Source organism: Collinsella aerofaciens, from assembly GCF_020709435.1.
Taxonomy (GTDB): Bacteria; Actinomycetota; Coriobacteriia; order Coriobacteriales; family Coriobacteriaceae; genus Collinsella; species Collinsella aerofaciens_AU.
Genome location: NZ_JAJFDP010000005.1, coordinates 39,178 through 63,077, shown reverse-complemented (window position 1 = coordinate 63,077; position 23,900 = coordinate 39,178). Strand labels below are relative to the sequence as shown.

21 protein-coding genes are annotated in these 23,900 nt (G+C 60.8%); 15 read left to right on the top strand and 6 right to left on the bottom strand.

Features of this window, described 5'->3' with window-relative positions; genetic code table 11:
• The first annotated feature begins 37 nt into the window (after positions 1-37).
• Both LK493_RS04720 and LK493_RS04715 read left to right on the top strand, forming a co-directional pair.
• The gene (locus LK493_RS04720; protein WP_227790302.1) at positions 38-1,063 is read left to right on the top strand and encodes a threonine aldolase family protein; all 1,026 of its coding nucleotides are present in this window, start codon (positions 38-40) and stop codon (positions 1,061-1,063) included.
• Between the two features lie 78 nt (positions 1,064-1,141).
• Positions 1,142-1,732, top strand: coding sequence for a GNAT family N-acetyltransferase (locus LK493_RS04715; RefSeq protein WP_227790301.1), 591 nt, complete (start codon positions 1,142-1,144; stop codon positions 1,730-1,732).
• Between the two features lie 396 nt (positions 1,733-2,128).
• Here the strand turns inward: LK493_RS04715 and LK493_RS04710 are convergent, their stop codons facing one another.
• Entirely contained in the window at positions 2,129-2,851 is a 723-nt protein-coding gene (locus LK493_RS04710; RefSeq protein ID WP_138341685.1) for a GntR family transcriptional regulator, read from the bottom strand.
• A 205-nt stretch (positions 2,852-3,056) separates the two neighbouring features.
• Here LK493_RS04710 and LK493_RS04705 point away from each other — a divergent pair, with 205 nt between their 5' ends.
• From LK493_RS04705 to LK493_RS04650, 12 genes are all read left to right on the top strand, one after another.
• Positions 3,057-4,049 (top strand): SIS domain-containing protein, encoded by a 993-nt coding sequence (locus LK493_RS04705; RefSeq protein ID WP_227790300.1) that lies wholly within the window; start codon positions 3,057-3,059, stop codon positions 4,047-4,049.
• A gap of 342 nt (positions 4,050-4,391) precedes the next feature.
• Positions 4,392-5,474, top strand: coding sequence for a DMT family transporter (locus LK493_RS04700; RefSeq protein WP_227790299.1), 1,083 nt, complete (start codon positions 4,392-4,394; stop codon positions 5,472-5,474).
• Positions 5,475-5,657: 183 nt separating this feature from the next.
• Complete coding sequence (locus LK493_RS04695) at positions 5,658-6,581, top strand: PTS mannose/fructose/sorbose transporter subunit IIAB (RefSeq protein WP_227790298.1); 924 nt, start codon at positions 5,658-5,660, stop codon at positions 6,579-6,581.
• Between the two features lie 36 nt (positions 6,582-6,617).
• A complete protein-coding gene (locus tag LK493_RS04690; protein ID WP_006235136.1) occupies positions 6,618-7,412 on the top strand; it encodes a PTS mannose/fructose/sorbose/N-acetylgalactosamine transporter subunit IIC in 795 nt (264 codons plus the stop codon).
• Positions 7,413-7,425: 13 nt separating this feature from the next.
• Positions 7,426-8,259, top strand: a complete 834-nt coding sequence (locus LK493_RS04685; protein ID WP_006235135.1) for a PTS system mannose/fructose/sorbose family transporter subunit IID — start codon at positions 7,426-7,428, stop codon at positions 8,257-8,259.
• Positions 8,260-8,458: 199 nt separating this feature from the next.
• Complete coding sequence (locus LK493_RS04680; RefSeq protein WP_227790297.1) at positions 8,459-9,442, top strand: SIS domain-containing protein; 984 nt, start codon at positions 8,459-8,461, stop codon at positions 9,440-9,442.
• Positions 9,443-9,528: 86 nt separating this feature from the next.
• A complete protein-coding gene (locus tag LK493_RS04675) occupies positions 9,529-10,158 on the top strand; it encodes an HAD family hydrolase (protein ID WP_227790296.1) in 630 nt (209 codons plus the stop codon).
• A 123-nt stretch (positions 10,159-10,281) separates the two neighbouring features.
• Entirely contained in the window at positions 10,282-11,289 is a 1,008-nt protein-coding gene (locus tag LK493_RS04670) for a YitT family protein (protein ID WP_227790295.1), read from the top strand.
• Positions 11,290-11,508: 219 nt separating this feature from the next.
• Entirely contained in the window at positions 11,509-12,228 is a 720-nt protein-coding gene (locus LK493_RS04665; RefSeq protein ID WP_227790294.1) for a GntR family transcriptional regulator, read from the top strand.
• Positions 12,229-12,561: 333 nt separating this feature from the next.
• A complete protein-coding gene (locus LK493_RS04660) occupies positions 12,562-14,526 on the top strand; it encodes a RecQ family ATP-dependent DNA helicase (protein WP_227790293.1) in 1,965 nt (654 codons plus the stop codon).
• A gap of 2 nt (positions 14,527-14,528) precedes the next feature.
• Positions 14,529-15,284 (top strand): GntR family transcriptional regulator, encoded by a 756-nt coding sequence (locus LK493_RS04655; RefSeq protein WP_227790292.1) that lies wholly within the window; start codon positions 14,529-14,531, stop codon positions 15,282-15,284.
• Between the two features lie 144 nt (positions 15,285-15,428).
• Complete coding sequence (locus LK493_RS04650; protein WP_227790291.1) at positions 15,429-16,397, top strand: SIS domain-containing protein; 969 nt, start codon at positions 15,429-15,431, stop codon at positions 16,395-16,397.
• 379 nt (positions 16,398-16,776) lie between these two features.
• On the opposite strand, the gene LK493_RS04645 is transcribed toward LK493_RS04650, so the two are convergent.
• Positions 16,777-17,754: an L-lactate dehydrogenase gene (locus LK493_RS04645; protein WP_227790290.1), complete on the bottom strand. Its 978-nt coding sequence runs from the start codon at positions 17,752-17,754 to the stop codon at positions 16,777-16,779.
• Between the two features lie 211 nt (positions 17,755-17,965).
• On the opposite strand from LK493_RS04645, the gene metA reads away from it, so the two are divergent.
• Entirely contained in the window at positions 17,966-18,892 is a 927-nt protein-coding gene (gene metA / locus LK493_RS04640; RefSeq protein ID WP_227790289.1) for a homoserine O-acetyltransferase MetA, read from the top strand.
• A gap of 23 nt (positions 18,893-18,915) precedes the next feature.
• On the opposite strand, the gene LK493_RS04635 is transcribed toward metA, so the two are convergent.
• From LK493_RS04635 to LK493_RS04620, 4 genes are all read right to left on the bottom strand, one after another.
• Entirely contained in the window at positions 18,916-19,512 is a 597-nt protein-coding gene (locus LK493_RS04635; protein ID WP_227790288.1) for a 5-formyltetrahydrofolate cyclo-ligase, read from the bottom strand.
• Between the two features lie 146 nt (positions 19,513-19,658).
• The gene (locus LK493_RS04630; protein WP_195239528.1) at positions 19,659-19,988 is read right to left on the bottom strand and encodes a type II toxin-antitoxin system HicB family antitoxin; all 330 of its coding nucleotides are present in this window, start codon (positions 19,986-19,988) and stop codon (positions 19,659-19,661) included.
• Positions 19,981-20,244 (bottom strand): type II toxin-antitoxin system HicA family toxin, encoded by a 264-nt coding sequence (locus tag LK493_RS10355; RefSeq protein WP_117839829.1) that lies wholly within the window; start codon positions 20,242-20,244, stop codon positions 19,981-19,983. Before LK493_RS10355 ends, LK493_RS04630 begins: the two co-directional genes overlap by 8 nt.
• Positions 20,245-20,650: 406 nt before the next feature.
• The gene (locus LK493_RS04620; RefSeq protein ID WP_227790287.1) at positions 20,651-23,689 is read right to left on the bottom strand and encodes an insulinase family protein; all 3,039 of its coding nucleotides are present in this window, start codon (positions 23,687-23,689) and stop codon (positions 20,651-20,653) included.
• Between the last annotated feature and the right edge of the window lie 211 nt (positions 23,690-23,900).

The following is a 23,900-nucleotide window of genomic DNA, read 5'->3' as shown; positions in this document are numbered from 1 at the left end:
GAATCATCTGGCCGATACCCGGTAAGAGAGGATTGCCATGCTCGCGTTTAACAACGATTATTCCCACGGCGCACATCCGGCAGTGCTGCAGGCGCTCGTCGACACCAACATGGAGCCGCAGCCCGGCTACGGTACCGATGCGCACACCGAGCGTGCCAAGCAGCTTATCCGCGAGGCCTGTCAGGCCCCCGATGCCGACGTGTTTTTTCTGGTGGGCGGCACGCAGGCCAACGCGACGGTGATCGACATGCTGCTTGCGCCCTACGAGGGCGTCGTTGCCGCCGAGACCGGCCACGTCGCCGGGCACGAGGCGGGCGCTATCGAGTTTGGTGGTCACAAGGTGCTCACTATCCCCGGCTACGAGGGCAAGATGCACGTCGAGGATCTCGAAAACTATTTCCAGGTGTTCTACGAAAACGAGAGCCATGAGCACATGGTGTTCCCGGGCGCCGTGTACGTGAGTCTATCGACCGAGTACGGCACGCTGTATTCCAGGGCCGAGCTCGCGGCGATTCACGCGGTGTGCCAGAAGCGCGAGATTCCGCTATTTGTGGACGGCGCTCGCCTGGCCTATGCACTGGCGGCCGATGAGTGCGACATTACCCTGCCCGAGCTGGCGCAGCTGTGCGACGTGTTCTACATCGGCGGCACCAAGTGCGGCGCGCTCTGCGGCGAGGCTGTGGTGTTCTGCGGCATGCACGCTCCGGCACATCCCATTCCGCGCATTAAGCAGCACGGCGCGCTGTTGGCCAAGGGCCGCCTGACGGGCGTGCAGTTTGAGGCACTCTTTACCGATGGCTTGTATTTTGAGATTGGTCGACAGGCGATCGAGACGGCTCAGGCGCTGCGTCGTGTGCTGCACGAGCGCGGCTACCAGTTCTTTTTGGAGACGCCCACAAACCAGCAGTTTGTGATTCTGCCCAACGAGGACATGGCGCGCATTCGCGAGCACGCCTCGATCGAGTACTGGGAAAAGTACGACGAGACCCACACGGTGGTGCGCTTTTGCACTAGCTGGGCCACGACGCAGGAGGATATCGACGCGTTGGCGGCTGTCCTGTAGCCTGATGTAATGACGAGGGGCCGCCTTGCGCTTGGGTTTGGCGCAAGGCGGCCTTTGTTTTTGAGGGAGAAGGGTTGTATGACCGAGATGTTCGAGCCGACGATTCGTCTGGCGACGCCCGATGATGCGCCGGCGTTGCTTGCCATCTATGAGCCGTATGTGCGCCAGACGGCGATTACCTGCGAATACGAGGTGCCGAGCGTTGAGGAGTTCGCCGGGCGCATCGAGCGTACGCTCAAGCGCTATCCGTATCTGGTGATGGAGCTGGACGGGCGTCCGGTAGGTTATGCCTATGTGAGTCCGCTCAACAGCCGCGAGGCATACGACTGGTCGGTCGAGACATCGATCTACCTGGCGCGCGATGTGCGCCACGGCGGGCTGGGTCGTATGCTGCACGACGCGCTCAAGCAATGCCTGATTGCGATGGGCATCACCAACATGTGCGCGCTCATCGCCGTGCCGCACAACAAGGACGACGAGTATCTGACGCATAACAGTCAGGATTTCCATGCCCATATGGGGTATCGCCTGGTGGGTGCCTTCGACCGCTGCGCCCAAAAGTTCGGCCGCTGGTACGACATGTGCTGGATGGAGCTGGTCCTTGCCGAGCGCACACCCAACCAACTCAAACCAACCTGGTTCCCCGACCTTCCCAAACCTACCATTTAGGGACAGGTTTATTTTGGCCGCTTTATAGCGTCAATTCACCGCGAGAAGTACGGATTCACGCGTCTTTTGATGCGGATGGGCTTAATTTGGCTTCGATTTGGGTCCGTTTGGCTTCGATTCGAACTAAGTGAGTAGACTTTTTGGCGCAGGTCGAGCACAAGGCGTATCTGCCTTAGTAAAACCGCAGGTCACGGAGGTGACAGTTTTTGGTGTGCTCGACAGGTCACGAAAAGTCTACTCACTTAGATTTGCGGTACTGGATATTCTGAGCAGGAACAGTTGAGCTTGGACGGCGCGTATTGCCAGGCGATGTTGGCATTTGTGCCATGCTGGCTTGAGATTTAATAAAACCGCAGGTAAAACGTTCATCAGGTACAGTTTGCCTCGTTTGGTGCGCTAGCCGATGGGCTCGGTGTATTTGGCGCGGTCGGTGCGCTGGATGCGCTTGGAGACGTGGAGCGGGCGGCCGTCGGTGTCGTAGACGTAGTCGGTGATCAGGATCAGCGCCTGCCCGCGCTCGACGTTGAGCAAAAACGCCTCGTTTTGCGAGGCGTAGCACACCTCAAAGGTCTTATGCCCCTGTGCCGGCGCGCGATGGAACTCCTGTCGCAGCGTGGCGTAGAGCGAACCGTTGATATCGCGATCGATGAGTGCCTCGAAGCTTGGCGGCAGATAAGTGGTCTCCAGGCACAGCGGCGCATCGTCCAGATAACGCAGACGGACAAGTTTGACGAGCTTGCTGCCCACGGCGGCATCAAAGAACTTAGCTATGCTGCCGCCCGCCTTGGTAAAGCCCGAGTCCACGGTGCGCGTGGTGGGCTTCATGCCCTGGCCTTCGACCTGCTTGGTATAGCTCGAAAACACCAGGTTGTTCTCATGGAGCGCGGGCGTGTCGGCCACAAAGGCACCACGTCCGCGCTCGGTGCGAACCAGGCCCTCATCAACGAGCACCTTAAGGGCATGGCGCACGGTGCTGCGCGACAGCCCCGATTCGTCCATGAGTTCCATCTCGGACGGCAGCTTGTCTCCGCGCGCGTAGGTGCCGGCGGCGATGCGGTCGCGCAGCATGCCCGCCAAGCGCTCGTATTGGCTTAGTTTCTTTTTAGATGAGACGCTCATATTGCCAACCTATATCTAACTTGTATGCCTAACTAAGCAAGCATGTATTCAATACAAGAACAAAACTGCTGGTAACGAACAATCGAAAACCTTACCAGCAAAATTTCTAAGACAAATATAGCATACAACTAGTCGACATAACCAAAACATGTATGTAACTTGTATGCCATCGAGAGCATCAAACGAGAAGAAAGGCTGATGCACGATGACTACTCAGGAACAGGTTAAGGATGTCGTCTCCCAGGTTTTGGCTGACAAGGCTGACAAGGGCGGCATCAAGCGCGTCGTGTGGATTGGCGCTGGCGGATCCAACGGCGGCAACTATCCTGCCCAGTACTTTATGGAGCACGAGGCCACGCAGGTCGTGAGCTCCAGCTACACCAGCAACGAGTTCGTGCACGCAACCCCTGCCTACGTCAACGAGAACACCTTGGCCGTCGTCGTGTCCATGCGCGGCACCAAGGAGACCATCGTCGCCGCCCAGGTCGCCAAGGACCACGGCGCCAGCACCATCGCGATCTATGTCGACGAGTCCGGCCTCACCGAGGTCTGCGACCACAAGATTCAGTATGACAGCCTGGCCGTCGATGAGTCCTGCATGGGCCGCACCAACTCCGCCGTCGTGACCATGATCGCCATGGAGCTTACGCAGCAGACCGAGGGCTATGCCGAGTACGAGACCGCTATGGCCGCGTTCGACTTGGTCGACCCCATCTATCGCAAGGCCGTCGAGTACACCCGTCCGCTCGCTGCCAAGTGGGCCGAGCAGAACGCCGACAAGCCCTGCATCAACGTCATGGCCCAGGGCCCGCTCTTTGGTGCCGCCTACGTCTTTAGCATCTGCAACGTGCAGGAGATGCTGCAGATCGACTCTTGCACCATCAACACCTGCGACTTCTTCCACGGCCCCTTCGAGATCCTGGACAAGCGCACCTCGCTGTTCCAGCTCATCAGCGTCGGCCGCAGCCGCTGCAACGACGAGCGCGGCATCCGCTTTGTCAACCAGTACGGTGGCGAGCGCGTCTATCAGCTCGACGCCAAGGAGCTCGGCCTCAACGACATCAAGGACAGCGTGAGCGAGTACTTCAACCACCTGATCTTTGCCCCGATCCTCAACAACGTGTACATGCGCGCGCTCTCTGCCGTCACCCACAAGGACTACATGACGCGCCGCTACATGTGGAAGCTTGAGTATTAGTTACGGCGTTTTACCAAACGCCGTAACCGCTCGACGCTGCGCGGGCCGCATTTGGTCAATCTGGCGTTCAACTTCAAGGGCGCGACCAGAAGGTCAGCGCCCTTTCGTTTCACGCCACCTTGCCTCAAATGCGGCCCGCTCGCTGATTTATGCTCAACCAGCGGCGCTTTAGTCGTTGGGGACGTTCTTAAATGGCTAGTCATTTAAGAACGTCCCCAACGAGTACCCAATGAGTATGCTGGGAAGCAGATTTTTCCGTTCGGCGATTTGTGTCTTGAAAAATGTATATAACGACTATAACGTAGTGTGAAACATATTGGAAACAATACCGAGGAGGCTGCGTTGAAGAAAAGCAATCTGGGCTATGTGCTGGTGCTGGTCGCCGCGCTTATGTGGGGCAGCATCGGAATCTTTGTAAACGGCATCTCGGCCATGGGCGTTTCGTCCCAGAGCATGGCTGCCTTTCGCTTGTTGGTCGGAGCGCTTATCTTGGCGCCGGTCCTGATGTTTATGGGCTGCCGTCCGGGTGAGGGGTCTACCGTGGCTCAGGGTCCGCTGGCGCTGTTCAAGGCAAGCCCTAAAGAGCTTGTTCCCTGCGCGCTTGTCGGTATCGTCGGTTTGGCCGCCGCCAACACCTGCTATTACGAGTGCATGGGCGAGGTCGGCATGTCCACGGCCTCGGTGCTGCTCTACACCTCGCCGGTGTTTGGCGTCGTGCTCGGACGCGTGCTTTATCGCGAGGACGTGACCCCCAACAAGCTCGTTGCCATTGTCTTTAACATCGTTGGCTGCGTGCTTGCAGTGACAAATGGCGACCTTTCCGGTTTCCATTTTTCGGTTTGGGGCGTCACGTCGGGCGTGATTGCAGGCCTTTGTGGTGCGTCGCTCGCGGTGTTTAGCCGGATAGCAACCAAGACGGTCCACCCGCTGGCTGTCACGTTTTGGGGCTTTGTTTTTGGCGGTGCGGTTATGGCGGCTATCGCGGCTCCGTGGCCGGATGTCGCCGCGGCAATGTCGCCACAGCTGCTGCTGCTGTTCCTTGGCTTTGGACTCATCCCCACAGCCGTGGCTTACATCTTATATATGCAGGGTCTGTCCATGGGGCTCGAGACATCGAAAGTTCCCGTCGTAATGTCATTCGAGACGGTCGTCACCGTACTGCTGGGCATTGGTGTCTACGCCGAGCCCGCCGGCGCGATCAAAGTCCTGGGCATCGTGCTGGTGCTCGCGTCCATCCTGATTATGAACACCGACTTCTCTAAGCTGCGCAACAGTGTGTTTGTCGGTCATGTCATTGAGAGCATGACCTTTAAGCCCAACGCGTGGTGGACGGAGAAATCGCAGGACATGGATCTGTTTAAGGAGCGCACCGGCATTGCGCTGGAACCCACCGTGCAGGAAAGCCCCTGGTACTTCGTGCGATAGAGGATTGCGTGCAGGGTCTGACCTGGGGTTATCCAGCCAGCGCCTGCCTATCCAGCCCCAACGTTTCAAGTACGTTAAACCCGTCAACGGTCGATTTTCACCCGCGAACGGTCTTTATACTAATTAGCAATATAAGCAATGTATAAGACGTTATAATGACCATAACGAAAAGGAGGAGGCAAGATGAATCAGATCATTCTCGCATCTCATGGCGGCCTGGCCGCAGGCGCCAAAGACACGCTCGAGATGGTTCTCGGCGACGTGTCGAACGTCCACGTCGTGTCGCTTGCTCGTGACGACAAGGAGCCCATCACCAATAAGGTGGACGCCCTGATCGCCACGTTCAACGCGGACGACACCGTCTACGTGCTGACCGATATGCTCGGCAGCTCGGTCAACAACAACATGGTCGAGCTTTCCAAGAACGGCACGAAGTTCACGGTAATCAGCGGTTTCAACATCCCGCTGGCGCTCACGCTCGCTATGAGCCCCGTCCCCGTCAAGGGTGCCGAGCTCGCAGCCCTCATCAACGAGGCCCGCACCGGTCTGACCAACCCCAACGCACCGGTCGAGGCTGCCGCGGCTCCCGCCAAGAAGGCCAAGGCGTCCCGTCACAGCTCCGGTCCCGCCAAGATCGTCCTCGCACGTCTTGATTACCGTCTGCTGCACGGCCAGGTCGTCTTTACCTGGACCACCAAGGTTCAGGCCGAGCGCATCATCGTCGTCGACAACGCTGCCGCCAACGATGACATCAAGAAGGGCGCTCTCAAGCTGGCCAAGCCCCAGGGCGTGCGCCTGAACGTCTTCACCGTCGAGCGTGCCCTCGCCAAGATGGACAAGCTCAACACCCTCGGCGAGCGCGTCATGTTCGTCTTTGGCAACACTGCCGAGATGCTGCAGTTCTGCCAGGGCTACAAGCTCGACGCCATCAACCTGGGCGCCACCGCCAACCACGACGGTGCCGATCAGGTCGGCGGCAAGGACAGCTCCGTCTTTCTCGACGCCACCCAGAAGGCCGACGTCAATCAGCTGCTCGACATGGGCATCAAGCTCTATGTTCAGCAGACCCCTACGTATCAGAGCGTCGACATCGACGCCAAGCTGTAATCAACCAGGCTTTTGCCTGACTGAAAGGAGAAGGGTATGAATACGTTCATCAGTGCGGTGCTCGTCGGCCTCGTCGGCGTGTTCTGCATGTGGGACTCCCGCCTGCTCGGTCGTCTTAACTTCGAGCAGCCCCTCGTTGGCGCTACGCTCGTCGGTCTGCTGCTGGGCGATGTGCCCACCGGCCTTGCCGTCGGTGCCGCCGTCGAGCTCGTGTCCATGGGCCTGGTGCAGGTCGGCGCCGCCGTTCCGCCCGATATGGTCCTGGGCGGCATCGTGGCCGCTGCCTTTGCGTGCCTGACCGATGCTTCCGCCGAGACCGCCATGACGATCGCCATCCCGGTCGCCGTCCTGGGTCAGCTTCTCGGCATCGTGTTCCGTTCCATCATCGCCGCCCTCACCCATGTGGCAGATAGCGCGATCGATAACGGAAAGTTCAAGACCGCCTACCGTATGCACATCTGCGCCGGCTCCGGTCTGTACGCCGTCATGTACTTCCTGCCGATCTTCCTCGCCGTTTTTGTTGGCACCGACCTGGTTCAGGCCATCGTCAACATGGTTCCCGAGTGGCTGTCCACTGGTCTTAACGTTTCGACCAAGATCATGACCGCCTACGGCTTGGCCCTGCTGCTCACCATGATGATCAAGAAGGGTATGACTCCGTTCCTGTTCATCGGTTTCCTGCTCGCCGCTTACCTCAACCTGTCCGTCATCGCGGTCGCTCTGATCGGTGTGTGCCTGGCTGTCGTCTTCATGGGCTTCAAGTTCAACGGTTCCCATGCAGCCGCCGGTGTCGATTCCGACTACGATCCGCTCGAAGACGACGAAGACTAAGGAGGAACACACTATGGCAACCGCAACCAAGGACGTGTCCCTGAACAAGAAGGTCAGCCAGTTCTTCTGGCGCTCCTGGGCCATCCAGGCCTCTTGGAACTACGAGCGTCAGATGAACATGGGCTTCCTCTACGGCATGGTTCCCACGCTCGATCGCCTCTATCCGGACGAGTCCGACCCCAAGCAGCTCGCTGCTAAGAAAGAGGCTTACCACCGTCACATGGCGTTCTACAACTGCACCCCGCAGACGAGCGCCTTTATCCTGGGCCTCACCGCCTCCATGGAGGAGGAGTACGCCAAGGATCCCGAGAACTTCGATCCCGATTCGATCAACGCGGTCAAGACCTCCCTCATGGGTCCGCTTTCCGGCATCGGTGACTCCTTCTTCCAGGGCACCATCCGCGTTATCGCCTTTGGCCTTGGCGTTCAGCTGGCTCAGCAGGGCTCCATCATGGGCCCGATCCTGGCCATGCTCATCTCCATCGTCCCCTCCGTGCTGATCACTTGGTTCGCAGCCAAGATGGGCTATCAGGGCGGCCACGAGTACCTGAGCAAGCTTCAGGGCGGCGACCTCATGGAGAAGCTCATGTATGTCTGCGGCATCGTGGGTCTTATGTCCGTGGGCGGCATGATCGCTACGCTGATTGGCGCCACCACCCCGCTGCAGTTCGCTGAGGGCACCGTCGTTATCCAGGACATCCTGGACGGCATGATGCCCCAGATGATTTCCCTTGGCCTCACCGGCCTTATGTACTGGCTCATCAAGAAGAACGTCAACACCGGTTGGCTTCTCGTGATCGCCATCGTGGGCGGCATCGCCCTCTCCGCGGCCGGCATCCTGGCCTAGTCGCGACCAAGCGTCTAACCGCTTTCCCCCGGGGGCCTGCCTGGCATCCCATACCCCAGGCAGGCTTCCATTCCCAAAATGCGACAATGGGACAGTCCCCTTGTCGCATCCTCAACGGGCCGGCGACTCGGTCCAAACCACGGTAACCCTGCGAGCGCCCGGCAATGTGGCGCCGCAAAAATCGAAAGGAATGTGTCAGATGTACGAGATCGACCTTAACCTCCCTAAGCAGATCGTCGCTGACGTCCTGTCCAACCACGAGATCCACAGTGTCGCCTTCGTCGGCTGCGGTGCTTCCATGTCCGACCTGTACCCCGCCAAGTACTTCCTGGCCAACAACACGGACAAACTGAACGTTCAGATCTTCACCGCTAACGAGTTCAACTACGACACGCCTTCCTGGGTCAACGAGCACACCTTCGTGATCACCTGCTCCCTCGGTGGCTCCACGCCCGAGACCGTCGAGGCCAACAAGACCGCCAAGAAGCACAACTGCCCGGTCGTCTCCCTCACCAACAAGGCTGGCTCCGCTCTGACCGTCGACGCCGACCACGTCATCGTCCACGGCTTCCACGCCAACTATGCCGCTAAGGCCGAGAAGCCTGGCTACGCCATCGCTCTTGCTCTCGAGATCCTTCAGCAGACCGAGGGCTATGATCACTACGAGGATATGATCACCGGCCTCACCAACATCTTCGACCTGTGCGAGAACGCCGCTCAGCACTGCACCAAGCTCGCCAAGAAGTTCGCTGAGGACTTCAAGGACGACAAGATGATCTACTTCATGGCTTCCGGTGCCTCCGAGAAGATGGCTTATTCTCACGCCGCCTTCCTGTTCACCGAGATGCAGTGGATCGACGCCGCCGCCTACAACACCGGCGAGTACTTCCACGGCCCGTTCGAGGTTTCCACCGAGGGTAAGCCCTACGTCTTCTTCATGTCCGATGGTGCTACCCGTCCGATGGACGCCCGCGCCCTCACCTTCCTTGAGCGCATGGGCGCCAAGGTCGCTCTGATCGACTCCAAGGACTACGGTCTGGCCGACGCCGTGCCGGCGAGCGTCATCACCTACTTCAACCCGCTGCTGCACCTCGCCGTTATGCGCGAGTACGGCAACCAGATCGCCGAGGCCCGTCAGCACCCGCTGACCATGCGTCGCTACATGTGGAAGCTTTCCTACTAATCACAAGTAAGTAAACCTTACGGGTTGATTGAGAGGGGATGGGGTTTGCGCCCCGTCCCCTTTTTTGCTCTTGAGAGGAGATGCGTATGATCAAGGCAGTGCTGTTTGATATGGACGGCGTGCTGGTCGATACCGAGTGGTTCTACAACCGCCGCCGCGTGGCGTTTATGGAGGAGAAGGGGTTCCACTTTGACGAGATCCCCGATCTCTCGGGGTCTAACGAGCCGGCCATTTGGCAGGCGCTGGTGCCCGACGATGTTGAGTTGCGCGAGCGCCTGCGCGTGGAGTACAAGCAGGTCTACAGCCCGGTCCATCCCGTTCCGTATGCCGAGCTGCTCAACGAGCAGACAGAGCCGGTGATGCGCGAACTGCACGAGCGCGGCGTGAAGTGTGCCATCGCGAGCTCGTCTTATCGCGAGCTGATTGACGAGCTGGTGGAGATCGCCGGTATCGCCGACGTGCTGGACTACACCATCAGCGGCCACGAGTGCAGCGCGTTTAAACCCGACCCCGAGATCTACCTGCGCGCCATGGAGACGCTGGGCGTGGAGCCGGCCGAGTGCCTGGTCATCGAGGACTCGCCCTTGGGTATCGAGGCAGGCAAGCGCTCCGGTGCTCGCGTTTTGGCTTTGCGTCCGCACGAGGGCGTCAACCTGGACCAGTCCGCCGCCGATACCATCATCGACAACCTCACCGACATCCTTTCAGCCATCTAGCCATCTAGCGGCAAACCACCGCGAAGGTGCCTGTCTCCTTTGTGGTGGTTGGGCGCCCGTCTCGCTCCATGCTACAATCGCCGACATGCCTCACAACTAGATTTGCCTTCGAAAGGAGCCCGCGTGGCGAACGCCATCGATCAGCTCACGGACCGCGTGCTCGTGCTCGGCCGCCTTACCATCGTCCGCCGCGCCATTACTGCCGTGGCGGTCACGATTTCTGCCGTTCTCCAGACATTCCTGATCCAGGCGTTCATTCAACCCGCCGACCTGCTTCCGAGCGGCCTCACCGGCGTTGCGGTCCTGCTCGATCGCGTTACCTCGCTCGGCGGCGTTCACATCGACATCTCGCTCGGTATGCTCGCGCTCAACATTCCCGTGGCGCTCCTATGCTGGAGCGGCATTAGCAAGCGCTTCGTCATCTTCTCGATGATGCAGGTTGTGCTCTCGTCGCTGTTCCTCAACGTCTTTCACTTCGCGCCGTTTTTGGGTGACAAGATCATGCTCATCATTTTTGGCGGCGTGGTCTCGGGTCTGGGCGCTGCCATCGCGCTTAAATCCGGCGCATCCACCGGCGGCACCGACTTTATCGCGCTGTGGGTTTCCAACCACACGGGCAAGACCATCTGGGGCGTCATCTTTGGTTTCAACTGCTTTATCCTGGCGATCTTTGGTTTTATGTTTGGCTGGGACAAGGCGGCGTACTCCATCGTGTTCCAGTTTATTTCGACCAAGACCATCGACAGCTTCTATCGTCGCTACGACCGCGTGACGCTGCAGATCACGACGCGCAAGGCGGACGAGGTCATGACCGCCTATGTTGACCATTTTCAGCATGGCATTAGCTGCGCCGAGGTCATTGGCGGATACAGCCGCGAGAAGATGTACCTGCTGCACGCCGTTGTATCGACCTACGAGAGCCAGGACATTATCAAGCTGGTGTGCGACATTGATCCCGGCGCCGTGATCAACGTGTTCCACACGCTCAACTTTGTGGGCGGCTGGTGGGGAGGTCATGTCGACGAGCCCATGCCCGCGGCCGTTCCCGATCCCGACAAGCCCGCACGCATGGCCAGCAGGCAGGCGCGCCTCAGCGAGCAGGACAGCCTGCAGCAGGACGACGGCAAGTAGGGTTTTGGCATTTTACCGGCCCGGCGCAACCCTTCCGTATGAGTCCCTCGAAAGCCCCGTTGCTTTCGAGGGACTTTCGTTTGCCCAGATAAAACCTGCCAAAATGAAGCTGTCGCTTTTTGGTAGGGAGGGTGTATCGTTTTATCAATATGAGGTAACATGAAACTAGACGTTATATACGTATTAGTTATTTCAATATTTCGATAAGAGTGATTAGATATGCCTGCGCCCAAAAATGCACCGCTTTACCAGCAGATTTACGACGAGATCAAGGATGCGATCGAGAAAGGTGTTTATGCACCCAAGGAGCGTATTCCGTCCGAGCTTGAGCTAGCCGAGCAGTACGACGTGAGCCGCATTACGGTGCGCCGCGCCGTCGAGGAGCTGTGCTCCGATGGCTACCTGGTTAAGCGGCAGGGCCGTGGCACCTTTGTCTCCACGCCGCACATCAACCGCCAGTTCCACGCTTCGACGCTGCAGACGTTTACCGCGCTGTGTGCCGATAATGACATGAAGGCGGGCGCGCATGTGGTCGATCGCCAGATTGTGCCGGCACGTCAAAACGAGATGGAGTTCTTTGGCCTGCAGAAGGACGCGCTGCTGCTGCATATCAAGCGCGTGCGTACGGCCGACGGCGAGCCCATCTTTGAGGAGAACATCTTTGTGCCGTTTGACGCCTACCGTGAGCTGTTGACGGCCGATCTTGAGGACAAGTCGATTTTTGCCGAGGTCGAGCGTGTTGGCGGAACGCCGATTGCATCGGTTGGCTACCGCACGGTCGAGGCCGTTCGTGCCAATGCCGAGCAGGCGGCCGAGCTGGGCATCGCTCCGCACGATCCACTGCTCAACCTGCGTGCCGGCTTTACCGGTCCCAATGGCGAGCCGGTCCTGATGGGTAAGCAGTACTACGTGGGATCGCGCTACGTTATGGTTATGTAAGTTACGCGGTTTTACCAAACCGCGTAACGGCTCGACGCTGCAAACGCCCCTAAGCGGCAACCTGACGTTCAATCGTCGGTCGCGTACCGAAGTACGCTTCCCTCCTCTTTCACGTCACCTTGCTCGCTTAGGGGCGTTTTCGCTGGCTTATGCTCAACCTGCGGCGTTTCCGTGCTTGTCAAGAGCTTAGTCGTTGGGGACGTTCTTAAACGACTGGTCATTCAAGAACGTCCCCAATGACTACCCGCAGAATGAGCGTGGCTGACAGCCGGGCGACGCCGGTCCGCGTGGCGGCGTATAATCGGCGGCAGATGATTCTGACGTTAGGAAACCATGACCGATAGCATGCAGCAGATGGCGCTCGACACGCTCGGCGCCTATTTTGGCTACACCTCGTTTCGCCCGGGACAGGATCGCATGGTCGATGCGATTCTTGCCGGTCGCGATGCGTTGGGTGTTATGCCCACAGGCGCCGGCAAGTCCATTTGCTACCAGGTGCCTGCGCTCATGCTGCCCGGTATCACCTTTGTGGTGAGCCCGTTGCTGTCGCTTATGGAGGACCAGACCCGCGCGCTGCTCGCGGCGGGTGCGCGACCCAGCTATCTCAACTCCAGTCTTACGCCGGCTCAGCAAAATACCGTGCTCAAGCGGGCGCGCGAGGGCCGCTACCAGCTTATGTACGTGGCGCCCGAGCGCCTGCTCGAGCCGCGTTTTTTAGCCTTTGCGCAGGAAGCTGCGGCGGACGGCGGCATTGGCGTGCCGCTCGTTGCCATTGACGAGGCCCACTGCGTGAGCCAGTGGGGCCAGGATTTTCGTCCCGCTTACCTGCAGATTCGTGAGTTTATCGATTCGCTGCCGCGGCGCCCCATCGTGGCGGCCTTTACCGCCACGGCGACCGAGCGTGTACGCGCCGATATCCAGCAGATGCTCGGCCTGCAAAACCCTGCGACGGTGGTGACGGGCTTCGATCGCAAGAACCTCTACTTTGGCTGCGAGGAGATGGGCGACAAAGCCAAGGCAGCGTGGGTGCGCGACTATGTGATTGCGCATTCGGGCGAGAGCGGTATCGTGTATTGCTCGACCCGCAAGACCGTCGATGCACTGGCGGGTGAGCTTGCCGAAGCGCTGGGCCCCAGCGGCATTCGCATTGGCCGCTACCATGCCGGCATGGGTAATGACGCCCGCCGCCAAAGCCAGCGCGCCTTTATCGACGACGATATCCAGGTGATGGTTGCCACCAACGCCTTTGGCATGGGCATCGACAAGCCCAACGTGCGCTACGTGATCCACAACAACGTGCCCGAGAGCATCGAGGCATACTACCAAGAGGCGGGCCGCGCTGGCCGCGATGGCGATCCGGCCAGCTGTCACTTGCTGTGGAACGGCAACGATTTTCGCATGCGCCGCTTTCTGATCGATCGCGGCGATGCTGCCGACGAGGCGCTCGATGACGAGCAGCGCGCGTGGGCGCTCCAGAACCGTTATCGCCTGCTCAGCCAAATGGAGGGCTACTGCAATACCACCGGCTGCCTGCGCGAATACATGCTGCGCTACTTTGGCGACGAGGCCGCGGCCGGTGCGGGCGCCACCGCCACGGACGACGCCGAGGGCTGCGGCAACTGCAGCAACTGCCTCACGCAGTTCGAGGCCGAGGACGTCACCGATATGGCCCGCGCCGCTGTGCGCTATGTGGCCACGCGTCCCATGCGTTTTGGCAAGTCGCTCATCGCCGACGTGCTCCACGGCGGCAACACCGAGCGCATTCGCCAGATGCATCTGGACGAGGACCGCGGCTACGGTGAGCTGTCGAGTGAATCGGTTGGGCGCATCAAGGATATTATCGGCCAGCTGTGCGGCCGCGGTTATCTGGCTACCTCGCAGGGGCAGTACCCGGTCGTGGGGCTGGGCCCGCGTGCCGGCGAGGTCGAGGACGAGGCGTTTGCCTTTGCCGTTAAGCGTCGCGCGCCCAAGCGCAAGGCCTCGGCCCGCGCCCGCCGTGCGGTGGATCTGCTGCGCGAGGAGGCCGAGCTGGATCAGCGCCCGCGCGTGGGCGACGATGCCGAGCTGTTCGAGCGCCTGCGTGCCCTGCGCAAGGAGATTTCGACCGAGCTGGAGATGGCGCCGTACATGGTCTTTTCCGACAGGGCTCTGCGCGGTCTGTGCCGCTTACGCCCGCAGACGCGCGACGAGCTTATCCAGGTCAACGGCATTGGCGAGAAAAAGGCCGACGCCTTTGGCGAACAGTTTATGGCGGCGATTGAAGAGTTTGAGTCCGAGCATGCGCGGGATGGAGCGTAACGATGGCTTTCGATAGCAAGACCGACCGTACTGACGTGTCCGCCGTGCCGCTGTACCAGCAGGTCATGGACGACCTAAAGGGCGAGATCGCGCGCGGCGTGTACGCTGCCGGCTCGCGCATTCCTTCCGAGATGGAGCTCGCGAAGTCCTACGGCGTGGGGCGCGTCACCGTGCGTCGCGCCATCGAGGAGCTGTCGCGTGCGGGGTATCTCAACCGCCAGCAGGGGAGGGGCACCTTTGTGTGCGCTCCCAAGCTCAAGCGCAAGATTCGCCAGAAGGGTGACGTCCAGAGCTTTACTGAGGGTTGTGCTGCCAACGACATGGTGCCGGGTGCGCGTCTGGTGTCGCGCACGGTGGTCGCAGCGACGCACGAGGATGCGGCGTTCTTTGGCGTGGAGCCCGGCTGCGAGCTTATCGTGGTCGAACGCGTGCGCACAGCCGACGGCATCCCTGTCATGCTTGAGAACAACGCCTTTGTGCTCGCCGACCATCCCTATCTGCAGACGCTTGCCGACAAGAACCTCACGGACAATTCCATCTTTGCGCTCGTTGCCGAGCATTCGGGTCGCGCGCCGCTCAAGTCCGACCCCTGCACCGTGGAGATTGCGCTTGCCGATGCCCAAACGGCCCCGCTGCTGGAGGTGCCGGTCGGTGAGCCGCTCTTCTATATGGAGGCCTACTTTACCGACGCCGGTGGGCACCCTCTGTTGCTCGGTCGCCAAAAGATTGTGGGCTCGCGCTACGTCTTCGACATCTAACGTCCACAGATAGAACAACATAGAACAAATTTGCCGAGATGACTTCACGGGCGTTGTTACGCGTGTTATAAATAGGACAACATAGAACGACAGCAGGTACGAGCTGCCGTCGCTCAAAGCCACCCCACAAGGAGGAACATCAGGATGAACGCACATGATCTGGTTCAGGAAGTCATCGAGCGCAAGGGCAAGATCGAGAACGTCTTTTGGATCGCCTGCGGCGGTTCGATGATCGACCTGATGCCGGCTAACGAACTGCTCAAGCGCGAGGCCACCACGTTTACCTCGACAGTCTACACGGCACGCGAGTTTTGCCTGATGGCTCCCAAGAGTCTTGGTGAGAAGTCGCTCGTCATCGCCTGCAGCCACAGCGGCAACACGCAGGAGGTCGTCGACGGCTGCGAGATGGCGCTGGCCGCCGGTGCCGAGGTCGTCGCCATGACCGACTGCGAGGGCTCCAAGATCGACAACGGCAAGTGGACCACCTGGGTCTACCCCTGGGGCGAGGGCGTGCCGCAGGCCGAGGTGCCGCAGGGCATCGGCGCTCTGATCGCTGCCGAGCTGCTCGACCAGCAGGAGGGTTACGAGGCGCTTGCCGACATGTACGAGGGCCTCAAGAAGATGGATGCGCTGCTGCCCGCCGCCCGCGAGAAGGTCAACGCCGAGCTGGGCGCCCGCTTTGCCGAGCTCTGCCAGCAGCACAAGTTCTTCTATATCCTGGGCTCCGGCCCCAACTTTAGCCAGACCTACGCCATGGCCATCTGCTCGCTCATGGAGATGCAGTGGCAGCACTGCTGCTACATCCACTCCGGCGAGTACTTCCACGGCCCGTTCGAGGCCACCGAGCCCGGCGTGTTCTACTTTGTGCAGCTCGGATCGGGCGAGTGCCGCCCCATGGAGGAGCGCGCGCTTGCATTCCTCAACACGCACACCGATACGATTATGGTGCTCGACGCGCTTGAGTACGGTGTGGGCGACGTGCCCGCCAGTGTGCGTTCGTACTTGGAGCCGATCTTCTTCTACAACATGAGCTGCGAGCTGCGCGCCGCCCGCGGCAAGGTCTTCGACCACAGCCCCGAGGTTCGTCGCTACATGGGCATTGAGCAGTACTAGGTACCGGGAATTGTCTTTTTTGACGGGGCCTGCGCTGTGCGCGGGCCCCGTTTTACGTTGTGGCGGCCGGATTCGTGTCTGCGCGAAAACGAAGGTGAATACTTTTCCGCGAAGTGAACGACATATTTTGGACCCCCGAAGCATCCACACTTTTTGACGCCAAAACTGCAGGGAAAACTCGGCGAAACCGCAGGAAGCGGCGTCTGAAAAGTGTCGATGCTTCGGGGGCTCGTTTTTGCTCGTTCACTTCGCGGAAAAGTATTCACCTTCGATTCGCAAGGGCATTGCGTGAGTCAAAAAAAGCGTGCCGCGCCGGGTATTTCCGGCGCGGCCCGCTTAGTATCGCGCTTAGATTCGCAAGGTTGCGGCAGCCAGCGGCCTACTTTGCGTCGTAGGCCTCGGCGTCCCACCAGTCGAGCTGGGCGATGTTGTCGCGGATGTGCTGGCAGCTCTTGTGGAAGCCCTCGAGCTCGTGCTCGGACAGGTCGAGCGTGTAAACCTCCTCGACGCCCTCGGCGCCGATCACGCACGGCAGGGAGGTAAAGATGCCCTCCTCGCCATACTGGCCGGTCATGAGCGTGGAGGCGGAAAGCACGGCGTGCTCGTTGTGCAGCACGGCGGCGCAGACGCGCGCGGCGGAGTTGGCGACGGCGTACTCGGTGCACTGCTTGCCCTGGTAGGTCACATAGCCGCCCTTGCGTGCAAGCTCCTCGACCTCCATGTGGTCAAAGGCGTATTTGTCGGGGTTCTCGGCCTGGAGCTCGTTGAGGCTCTTACCGGCGATGGTCGCGGCCTTAAAGGCAGCCAGCTGGCTAAAGCCGTGCTCGCCGATCATGTAGGCGTCGATGGACTTGGGGCTCACGCCGACTTTCTTGGAGATCTCGGTGCGCAGGCGGGCGGAGTCCAGGCCGCAGCCCGAGCCGATGATCTTCTTGGGATCGTAGCCGGTCAGGTGCCACAGCTCGGTGCACACGACGTCGCAGGGGTTGGAGATGCTTACGAAGATGCCGTCGAAGCCGGCGTCGACGATGCGCTTGGCAAAGGAGCGGGCGGCGTCGGTGGTAAAGAACAGCTCGCCGTCGCGGTTGCCGGCGGCCAGCGCGACCTTGCCGGCGGCGTTGACGATGACGTCGCAGCAGGCCAGCTCCTCGTAGCGGTCGTAGCAGTTGACGATCTTGGTGTTGTACGGGACAAACGAAAGGGAGTCGCGCAGGTCCTGGACCTCGGACGTCACCTTGGCCTCGTTGATATCGCACAGGTACAGCTCGTCGGCAATGCCCTGCATAAGCAGGCTGTTGGCGACATGTGCTCCTACGTGGCCCTGGCCGACCACACCGATCTTACGCGTCTGGTACATACGAGTATCCTTCCGGCCGAGTTTTTTGCGTCGAATCATTGTAGCGTCCTGCCGTCACTTTGCTAGACTAAAGCGCCATAGATTTTTGGGACATGCCTTAATCTCTACTTTTGGAGTGATTTGGGCCGCTGGCGGCATCGCTGGGCGATGTGCTCGCGCGGATAGGGCCGCTCGTTGTACCATAGCTGCAACTGACTCGTAAGGAGCATCCATGCCCATTCGCATCCCTGACGCCCTCCCTGCCGCCGCGCAGCTCGAGAGTGAGAACATCTTTGTCATGACCGAGTACCGCGCGCTGCACCAAGACATCCGCCCGCTGCGCGTGCTCATCCTCAACCTCATGCCCACCAAGATCGCCACCGAGACGCAAATCATGCGCAAGCTCTCCAACACGCCGCTGCAGGTGGAGGTGGACCTGCTGCGCACCAAGACGCACGAGGCCACGCACGTAAGCGCCGGCCACCTGGAGACGTTCTACCGCACGTTCGACGACATCCGCGACATCCACTACGACGGCCTGATCATCACGGGCGCGCCGGTGGAACAGATGCCGTTCGAAGAGGTCGACTACTGGCCCGAGCTATGCCAGATTATGGACTGGTCCACTACGCACGTGCACTCTACGCTGCACATTTGTTGGGGCGCGCAGGCCGGCCTGTACCATCATTACGGTATTCAGAAGCACGACCTGCCGGCAAAGGCGAGTGGCGTCTTTGAGCATCGTCTGGTGAAACCGCAAAGCCCGCTGGTTCGCGGCTTCGATGATCGCTTCTATGCCGTGCACTCGCGCAACACCGATGTGCGCCGCGAGGACGTGGAGGCCGAGCCGCAGCTTGAGGTCGTGGCCGTATCCGACGAGGTGGGCCTGTATATCGTCAAGTCGACCGACAGCCGCCGCTTCTTTGTCTTTGGCCATCCCGAGTACGATACCGATACGCTGCGCCTGGAGTACGAGCGCGACGTGAAGCGCGGCCTCAACCCTCAGGTGCCGGCGCATTACTTCCCGGGCGACGATCCCACCGCCGAGCCGCGCAACGTCTGGCGCAGCCAGGCTCAGCTGTTCTACACCAACTGGCTCAACTACTACGTCTACCAGACCACGCCCTACGACCTGGCCCGCGCCGGCGAGGAGCACTAGGCCGTCGGGATATGCGTCAGCCGTTAGGCGCTGATGATGTGGGGTAGCGGCAGGTCGTGGGCGTCGGTGGGAACGTGGTCGACGCGCTGTTCGTCAAAGGCGATGCCGACGATTAGGCATTTAGGTGCAACTGTGGGCAGGTAGCGGTCGTAGCAGCCGCCGCCGTAGCCCAGGCGCGCGCCGGTGCGGTCGAAGGCTACGAGCGGCACGACGACCATGTCGAGAGCTTCGGCAGGCACGATAGGGAAGCGGCTGCTGTCGATGTCCGTGGTCGCGAAGGCCCGCGTGGGGTGGGCGATAAACGGAGCCGCGGACGCATCGTCGGCGGCAACTGCCCGCATGCACATGCGCTGGCCGCATGTGGCGGCGTCGCTTGCCGAGAGCATGCACGGATAGGCTACGCGCCAGCCACGCGCGACGGCCGCGGCGGCAAACGCGGCTGGGTCGACTTCGGAACCCATCGCGGCATAGACGGCAACGGTGTGCGGTGCCGCGGCACCCAAGCGATCCATCAGTTCAACAAGCCGCGCGCAGATAGCGGCTGACTTTGCCGCCCGCACATCCAAATCAAGAGCATTGCGCCGGGCAATCACCGCCCGCCGCAACTCAGCCTTATCCATCCCAGCCTCATCTCTCAAACCTACCAAAAAGGGACAGGTTTATTTTGGCAGGTTTTATCTGGGCAAACGCAACATGGGCAGTAAAGCTAGCGCTAACTTGCCTGCGAACTGCGCCCTTTGTGGTTGTTTGGGCCTATGCGTTAATGCTATAACGCCGCGGCGATTGCTTCAGTCACAAACTTATTGAGTGACTCACCCTTCTTTGCCGCTGCCAGCGCTGCTTGCTTGTGGAGCTCAGAGCCCGTTCTTACGTTGAACGACCCCTTAAAAGCCCGCTCGGGTTCCTTGCCCTTCTCGGCGCAAAACTCAAGGTAATCGTCGACGGCGTCGTGGAAGCATTGCTCCACTTCTTCAGCCGTGGAGCCTTCAAATATGATTGCGTCCCTAATGCCGGTGACCATACCTGTTAGCACATGCTGTTCGGCATCGAACTCGACTGGGGCGAAATAACCCTTGTATGCCAAAACGTTACTCATGACTACCTCCGACATCTTGCAGAAATCGAACGATGTTTCGAATGGTCCCCGCTGTCAATTCGTCAGATGGATGCGGCGCGTGCATTACGAACATCCTGCCATCTGATGGCCTGTAGAAGCGAACGCGCGATCCGGATGTCTTGCCTTTGTTGTCCATTTCAAAGCCATATGAAGCCATGACTTTTAAAAAATCGGTATACCGATACGTCGAAGGGCAGCTAAGCAGTTGGGCGATGAGTTTATCGGTTCGAGTCATCCCGCCTCACATTCTGCAACTATATCCTAGTTGCAATTTAAGTCCGATGCAAGCACCCCTACTATAGAACATGTGTACGTATAGAACAAGTGTTCGAACTAACACAAAGGCACCTGTCCCCTTTGCGGTGGTTTTTGCTGAAGGGCGGGTGTCTGCGGCGGTTTGTCTCGATCTGTAACAGTACCTCGGCAAAAATGGGCCTAGCTGTTACAGGTCGAGACAAAGAGCCGGCGCCATTCGGAAACGTCTTGATCTGTAACATCTGGAGCCGATATTGCCGCCTAGATGTTACAGATCGAGACAAAACCGGCGGGACGGGGCGGGCCGAAGTCAGATCGCCTGCCCCGTCCGCGGCAAAAAGAAAAGGTAGATTTTCAGGCATGTCCCAAAAATCTACCTTTGTACGTTAGGCCAGCAGGTCGATGACGGTAAAGCTGGCGTTGCTCTTGGCGATGACGTCGCGGCCGCCAAAGACACAGGTGGGCGAGGCAGCCGCAATGCGCGTCACATCGGCGCCGAGCGAGCGCAGCTCAGCGGGTGTGGCCGCGAGCATCTGGGCGCGACGCTCCTCGCGCGCGTGCGGGTCGAGCCCGGCCAGGTAGGTCGTATTGCGGCGCTTGGTGAGCGCGTACGGCTTCACGGGCGCGTCCATGCCGCTCACGCAGCTCACGATAAAGCCCTCGAAGGCGGCCTCGTCGGGCTCAAAGCTGCCGAGCCATTCGCCTGCGCGCGCCACACGCTCAATCGAGGGGTCGATTGCTGGGTCGCGGTAGGTGTAGAACGCCGTCTGACGCTCGCCGGCCGCGCGGAATCCGCAGCCGTACGCACCGCCCTTCACGCGGATCTCGTTCCACAGGTAGTCGTAGGAGAGTGCGTTGGCAGCCACCGCCCAGGCGCCCGTTACGTCGATGCCCAGGCGACGCGGGTCGCACGCGCGCGCCGCAAAGCAGATGTCGCTGGGAATGACGAAAGCCTCGTGACGGTCGCGCGGCGCCGGCACCACGAGCGTGCCGCTGGCAGCGCCGTCGCCCGCGCCAAGCCCCAGGTCGCCCGCGGCATCCCAGTACGCGTCAAAGTCCTCGCCGCTGCCGGTAAAGCTCGCCAGGCAGCCATCGGCCACAAAGATGCGGTCTGCCAGCTCGGCAAGCTTGGCGCGCAGGTCGTCCAGTCGCTCGTCAAAGTGCTCGAGCAGATCGCGCAGGAACAGGTAGAAGTCCACGCCCGAGAGCTGCTCGCGCACCACGGCCGAAGGCGAGCTGTAGCTCATCGCGCGACCGAGCGCCGCCGAGTGGCCGTTGTTGATAAAGCCCTGCTCAAGCCCAATGCGAATCTGCGTGAGCACGTCGCGAACGCGGTCGGCGTCGGCATCGAGCAAAAGTGTGCTCGACCACACCTCGCGCGGCAGGCTCGCCAGCGCGTCGATCTTTTCGGACAGGGCGCCGGCGCTCACCAGCAGGTAGGGGCGCACGCCGTCCACGTCGGGCTGCGTCATGACCTCGGTCGTAAAGCTCAAAAAGCCCAGCTTGCCGGCGAGCAAGTTGTCGAGTTCTTCGGCCGGGTGCTCGCGCGTGGGCAGCTGCTTGAGCAGACGGCAGAGCAGCGTCACGTAGGGCAGGTCCTCAAATGCGATGCAGCTCAGGTCGAAGTATTGCATGGCGTAGGCCAGGCGGTTGGTGGGGATGCCGTGACGCAGGCAGGGGATGGGCGCGGTCGTGTCCACGACCAGCGGCGGCTCGGGGCGCGCCTCGCCAATGTCGGATACACACAGGCGCGGCAGCGTGGCCTTGTCCTCGGGCGTGTCCTCGGCCTCCTGCGCGGCGCGCAGTACGGCCGTGCGCTCGACCACGTCCGTCAGCTCGGCATCGGTCATGGCGTCGCGCTTGGCTGCCAGCTCGGCGGCCTCGGCGCTCTCCGAACCCTCGGCGGCGTCCACCGGCACCTGCTCGACCAGTGCCATGTGGTCGTTCTCCAGCACGAGTTCGCGCAGCAGATCCTCAAAGTAACTGCCGTCCAGCTCGCCGCGCAGCTCCTCGTACACCGGGCCGTACTTGAGCGCCAGCGTCGCGGCGTCGTCATCGTAGAGCCAGGTGCTCAGCGCGTCGCACGCAATGGCCACGCCGTCGGCGATGCCATAGTCGCGCTGGCGCAGGTCGTATTCGTTGCTGCTGATGATGGCTTCCAGGCGCTCGCGCGGAACGCCGTGTTCGCACAGGTCGCGGCAGGCGTCCTGGAACACACGACGCAGCTCGCGCGCCACGCCGGGCTGTGCGTTTTGCAACATGATGAGCTCGTAGGGCTGCAGGCTCTCGGCCGCGGTGTAGCTCACCACGTTTCCGCCCAGGCCGGCGGCCAGAATGGCCTTCTTAACTGGCGCTTCGTTGGAGCCCAGCAGTGCCTCGAACAGGATATCCGCCGCGATCGTGCGCTTGCGGTCGAGCGCGCTGCCCAGCACCAGGCCCAGGCCCACCAGGGCGTTCTCGGGCGTGGTGGCCATCTCGACGCGCTTGTACTCGCAGGTCACGGGCGCCTGCACGTCCAGCGGATTGGGCGCCAGCGCGGACGGGTCCTCGCCGGCGGCAACGGCGGTGTCCATGCGGCGGCTCGCGGCACTCGACTGCGACAGATAACGCTCGTCCAAAAAGGCCAGCGCGCGGTCCACGTCCAGGTCGCCGTAGAGCGTTATATAAGAGTTGGAAGGATTGTAGTGGCGCGCGTGCGTGTCCAGGAACTGCTCGTAGGTGAGCGCGGGAATCGCGCGCGGGTCGCCGCCGCTCTCGTGCGCATAGGCGGTGTCGGGATAGAGCGCGGCGTTGACGGCGTCGTCCAGCACGCTCATAGGGTCGGACAGCGCGCCCTTCATCTCGTTGAACACCACGCCGTTATAGCGCAGCGCGCCCTCGCGCAGGCTCGCGGAGCTGCCGTCGCCCTCGCCCTCGGCGCCCTCTGGCAGGTCCAACTCGTAGTGCCAGCCCTCCTGCTCAAAAATGGTGGGCTTGGTATAGATGGCCGGGTTGAACACCGCGTCCAGGTACACGTCCATCAGGTTGTACAGGTCCTGCTCGTTGGTGGTGGCAACGGGGTAGATGGTTTTGTCGGGGTAGGTCATGGCGTTGAGGAACGTCTGCATGGAGCTCTTGATCAGGTCGACGAATGGCTCCTTGACGGGGAACTTGGCCGATCCGCACAGCACCGAGTGCTCAAGAATATGGAACACGCCGGTGGAATCGGCCGGCGGCGTCTTAAAGCCAATGGCAAAGGCCTTGTTTTCGTCGTCGCACGCCAGGTACAGCAGGCGAGCGCCCGAGGCAGTGTGGCGCAGCACGTAGGCGTCCGAGTCGAGCTCGGGCACGGTCTCGCAGCGCTCGACGGCAAAACCGTGGCAGGTGGTACCGGGCACCAGCAGCGCGGCAGCAGCGGCGCGCGGGTCGGTTGAGGTGGTGGGCATATGCAGTCTCCTTTGACGCCCCAGCGGGGGCGAATCGAGTCGAATCCCCGAGAGTATACCCATATGGGGCCGCGGCTCTGCGGCGAACTGAAGACGATGCCAGCGGATTGGCATGGGTCCCGCGTGTCCCGCCAAATGAGCGTGGATTTTCGGATGAAATAATCCGTCGCAGGCCCAAATGCCGTCCAATTATCCACTCCCGCACACCTTT

What these genes read in the sequence shown, in the direction of transcription:
- LK493_RS04705 (WP_227790300.1), top strand. Translation starts at nt 3,057, where the DNA reads ATGACTACTCAGGAACAGGTTAAGGATGTCGTCTCCCAGGTTTTGGCT.
- LK493_RS04695 (WP_227790298.1), top strand. Translation starts at nt 5,658, where the DNA reads ATGAATCAGATCATTCTCGCATCTCATGGCGGCCTGGCCGCAGGCGCC.
- LK493_RS04655 (WP_227790292.1), top strand. Translation starts at nt 14,529, where the DNA reads ATGGCTTTCGATAGCAAGACCGACCGTACTGACGTGTCCGCCGTGCCG.
- LK493_RS04685 (WP_006235135.1), top strand. Translation starts at nt 7,426, where the DNA reads ATGGCAACCGCAACCAAGGACGTGTCCCTGAACAAGAAGGTCAGCCAG.
- LK493_RS04715 (WP_227790301.1), top strand. Translation starts at nt 1,142, where the DNA reads ATGACCGAGATGTTCGAGCCGACGATTCGTCTGGCGACGCCCGATGAT.
- LK493_RS04635 (WP_227790288.1), bottom strand. Translation starts at nt 19,512, where the DNA reads ATGGATAAGGCTGAGTTGCGGCGGGCGGTGATTGCCCGGCGCAATGCT.
- LK493_RS04620 (WP_227790287.1), bottom strand. Translation starts at nt 23,689, where the DNA reads ATGCCCACCACCTCAACCGACCCGCGCGCCGCTGCTGCCGCGCTGCTG.
- LK493_RS04660 (WP_227790293.1), top strand. Translation starts at nt 12,562, where the DNA reads ATGACCGATAGCATGCAGCAGATGGCGCTCGACACGCTCGGCGCCTAT.
- LK493_RS04650 (WP_227790291.1), top strand. Translation starts at nt 15,429, where the DNA reads ATGAACGCACATGATCTGGTTCAGGAAGTCATCGAGCGCAAGGGCAAG.
- LK493_RS04675 (WP_227790296.1), top strand. Translation starts at nt 9,529, where the DNA reads ATGATCAAGGCAGTGCTGTTTGATATGGACGGCGTGCTGGTCGATACC.
- LK493_RS04720 (WP_227790302.1), top strand. Translation starts at nt 38, where the DNA reads ATGCTCGCGTTTAACAACGATTATTCCCACGGCGCACATCCGGCAGTG.
- LK493_RS04630 (WP_195239528.1), bottom strand. Translation starts at nt 19,988, where the DNA reads ATGAGTAACGTTTTGGCATACAAGGGTTATTTCGCCCCAGTCGAGTTC.
- LK493_RS10355 (WP_117839829.1), bottom strand. Translation starts at nt 20,244, where the DNA reads ATGACTCGAACCGATAAACTCATCGCCCAACTGCTTAGCTGCCCTTCG.
- LK493_RS04645 (WP_227790290.1), bottom strand. Translation starts at nt 17,754, where the DNA reads ATGTACCAGACGCGTAAGATCGGTGTGGTCGGCCAGGGCCACGTAGGA.
- LK493_RS04680 (WP_227790297.1), top strand. Translation starts at nt 8,459, where the DNA reads ATGTACGAGATCGACCTTAACCTCCCTAAGCAGATCGTCGCTGACGTC.
- LK493_RS04665 (WP_227790294.1), top strand. Translation starts at nt 11,509, where the DNA reads ATGCCTGCGCCCAAAAATGCACCGCTTTACCAGCAGATTTACGACGAG.
- LK493_RS04710 (WP_138341685.1), bottom strand. Translation starts at nt 2,851, where the DNA reads ATGAGCGTCTCATCTAAAAAGAAACTAAGCCAATACGAGCGCTTGGCG.
- LK493_RS04690 (WP_006235136.1), top strand. Translation starts at nt 6,618, where the DNA reads ATGAATACGTTCATCAGTGCGGTGCTCGTCGGCCTCGTCGGCGTGTTC.
- metA (WP_227790289.1), top strand. Translation starts at nt 17,966, where the DNA reads ATGCCCATTCGCATCCCTGACGCCCTCCCTGCCGCCGCGCAGCTCGAG.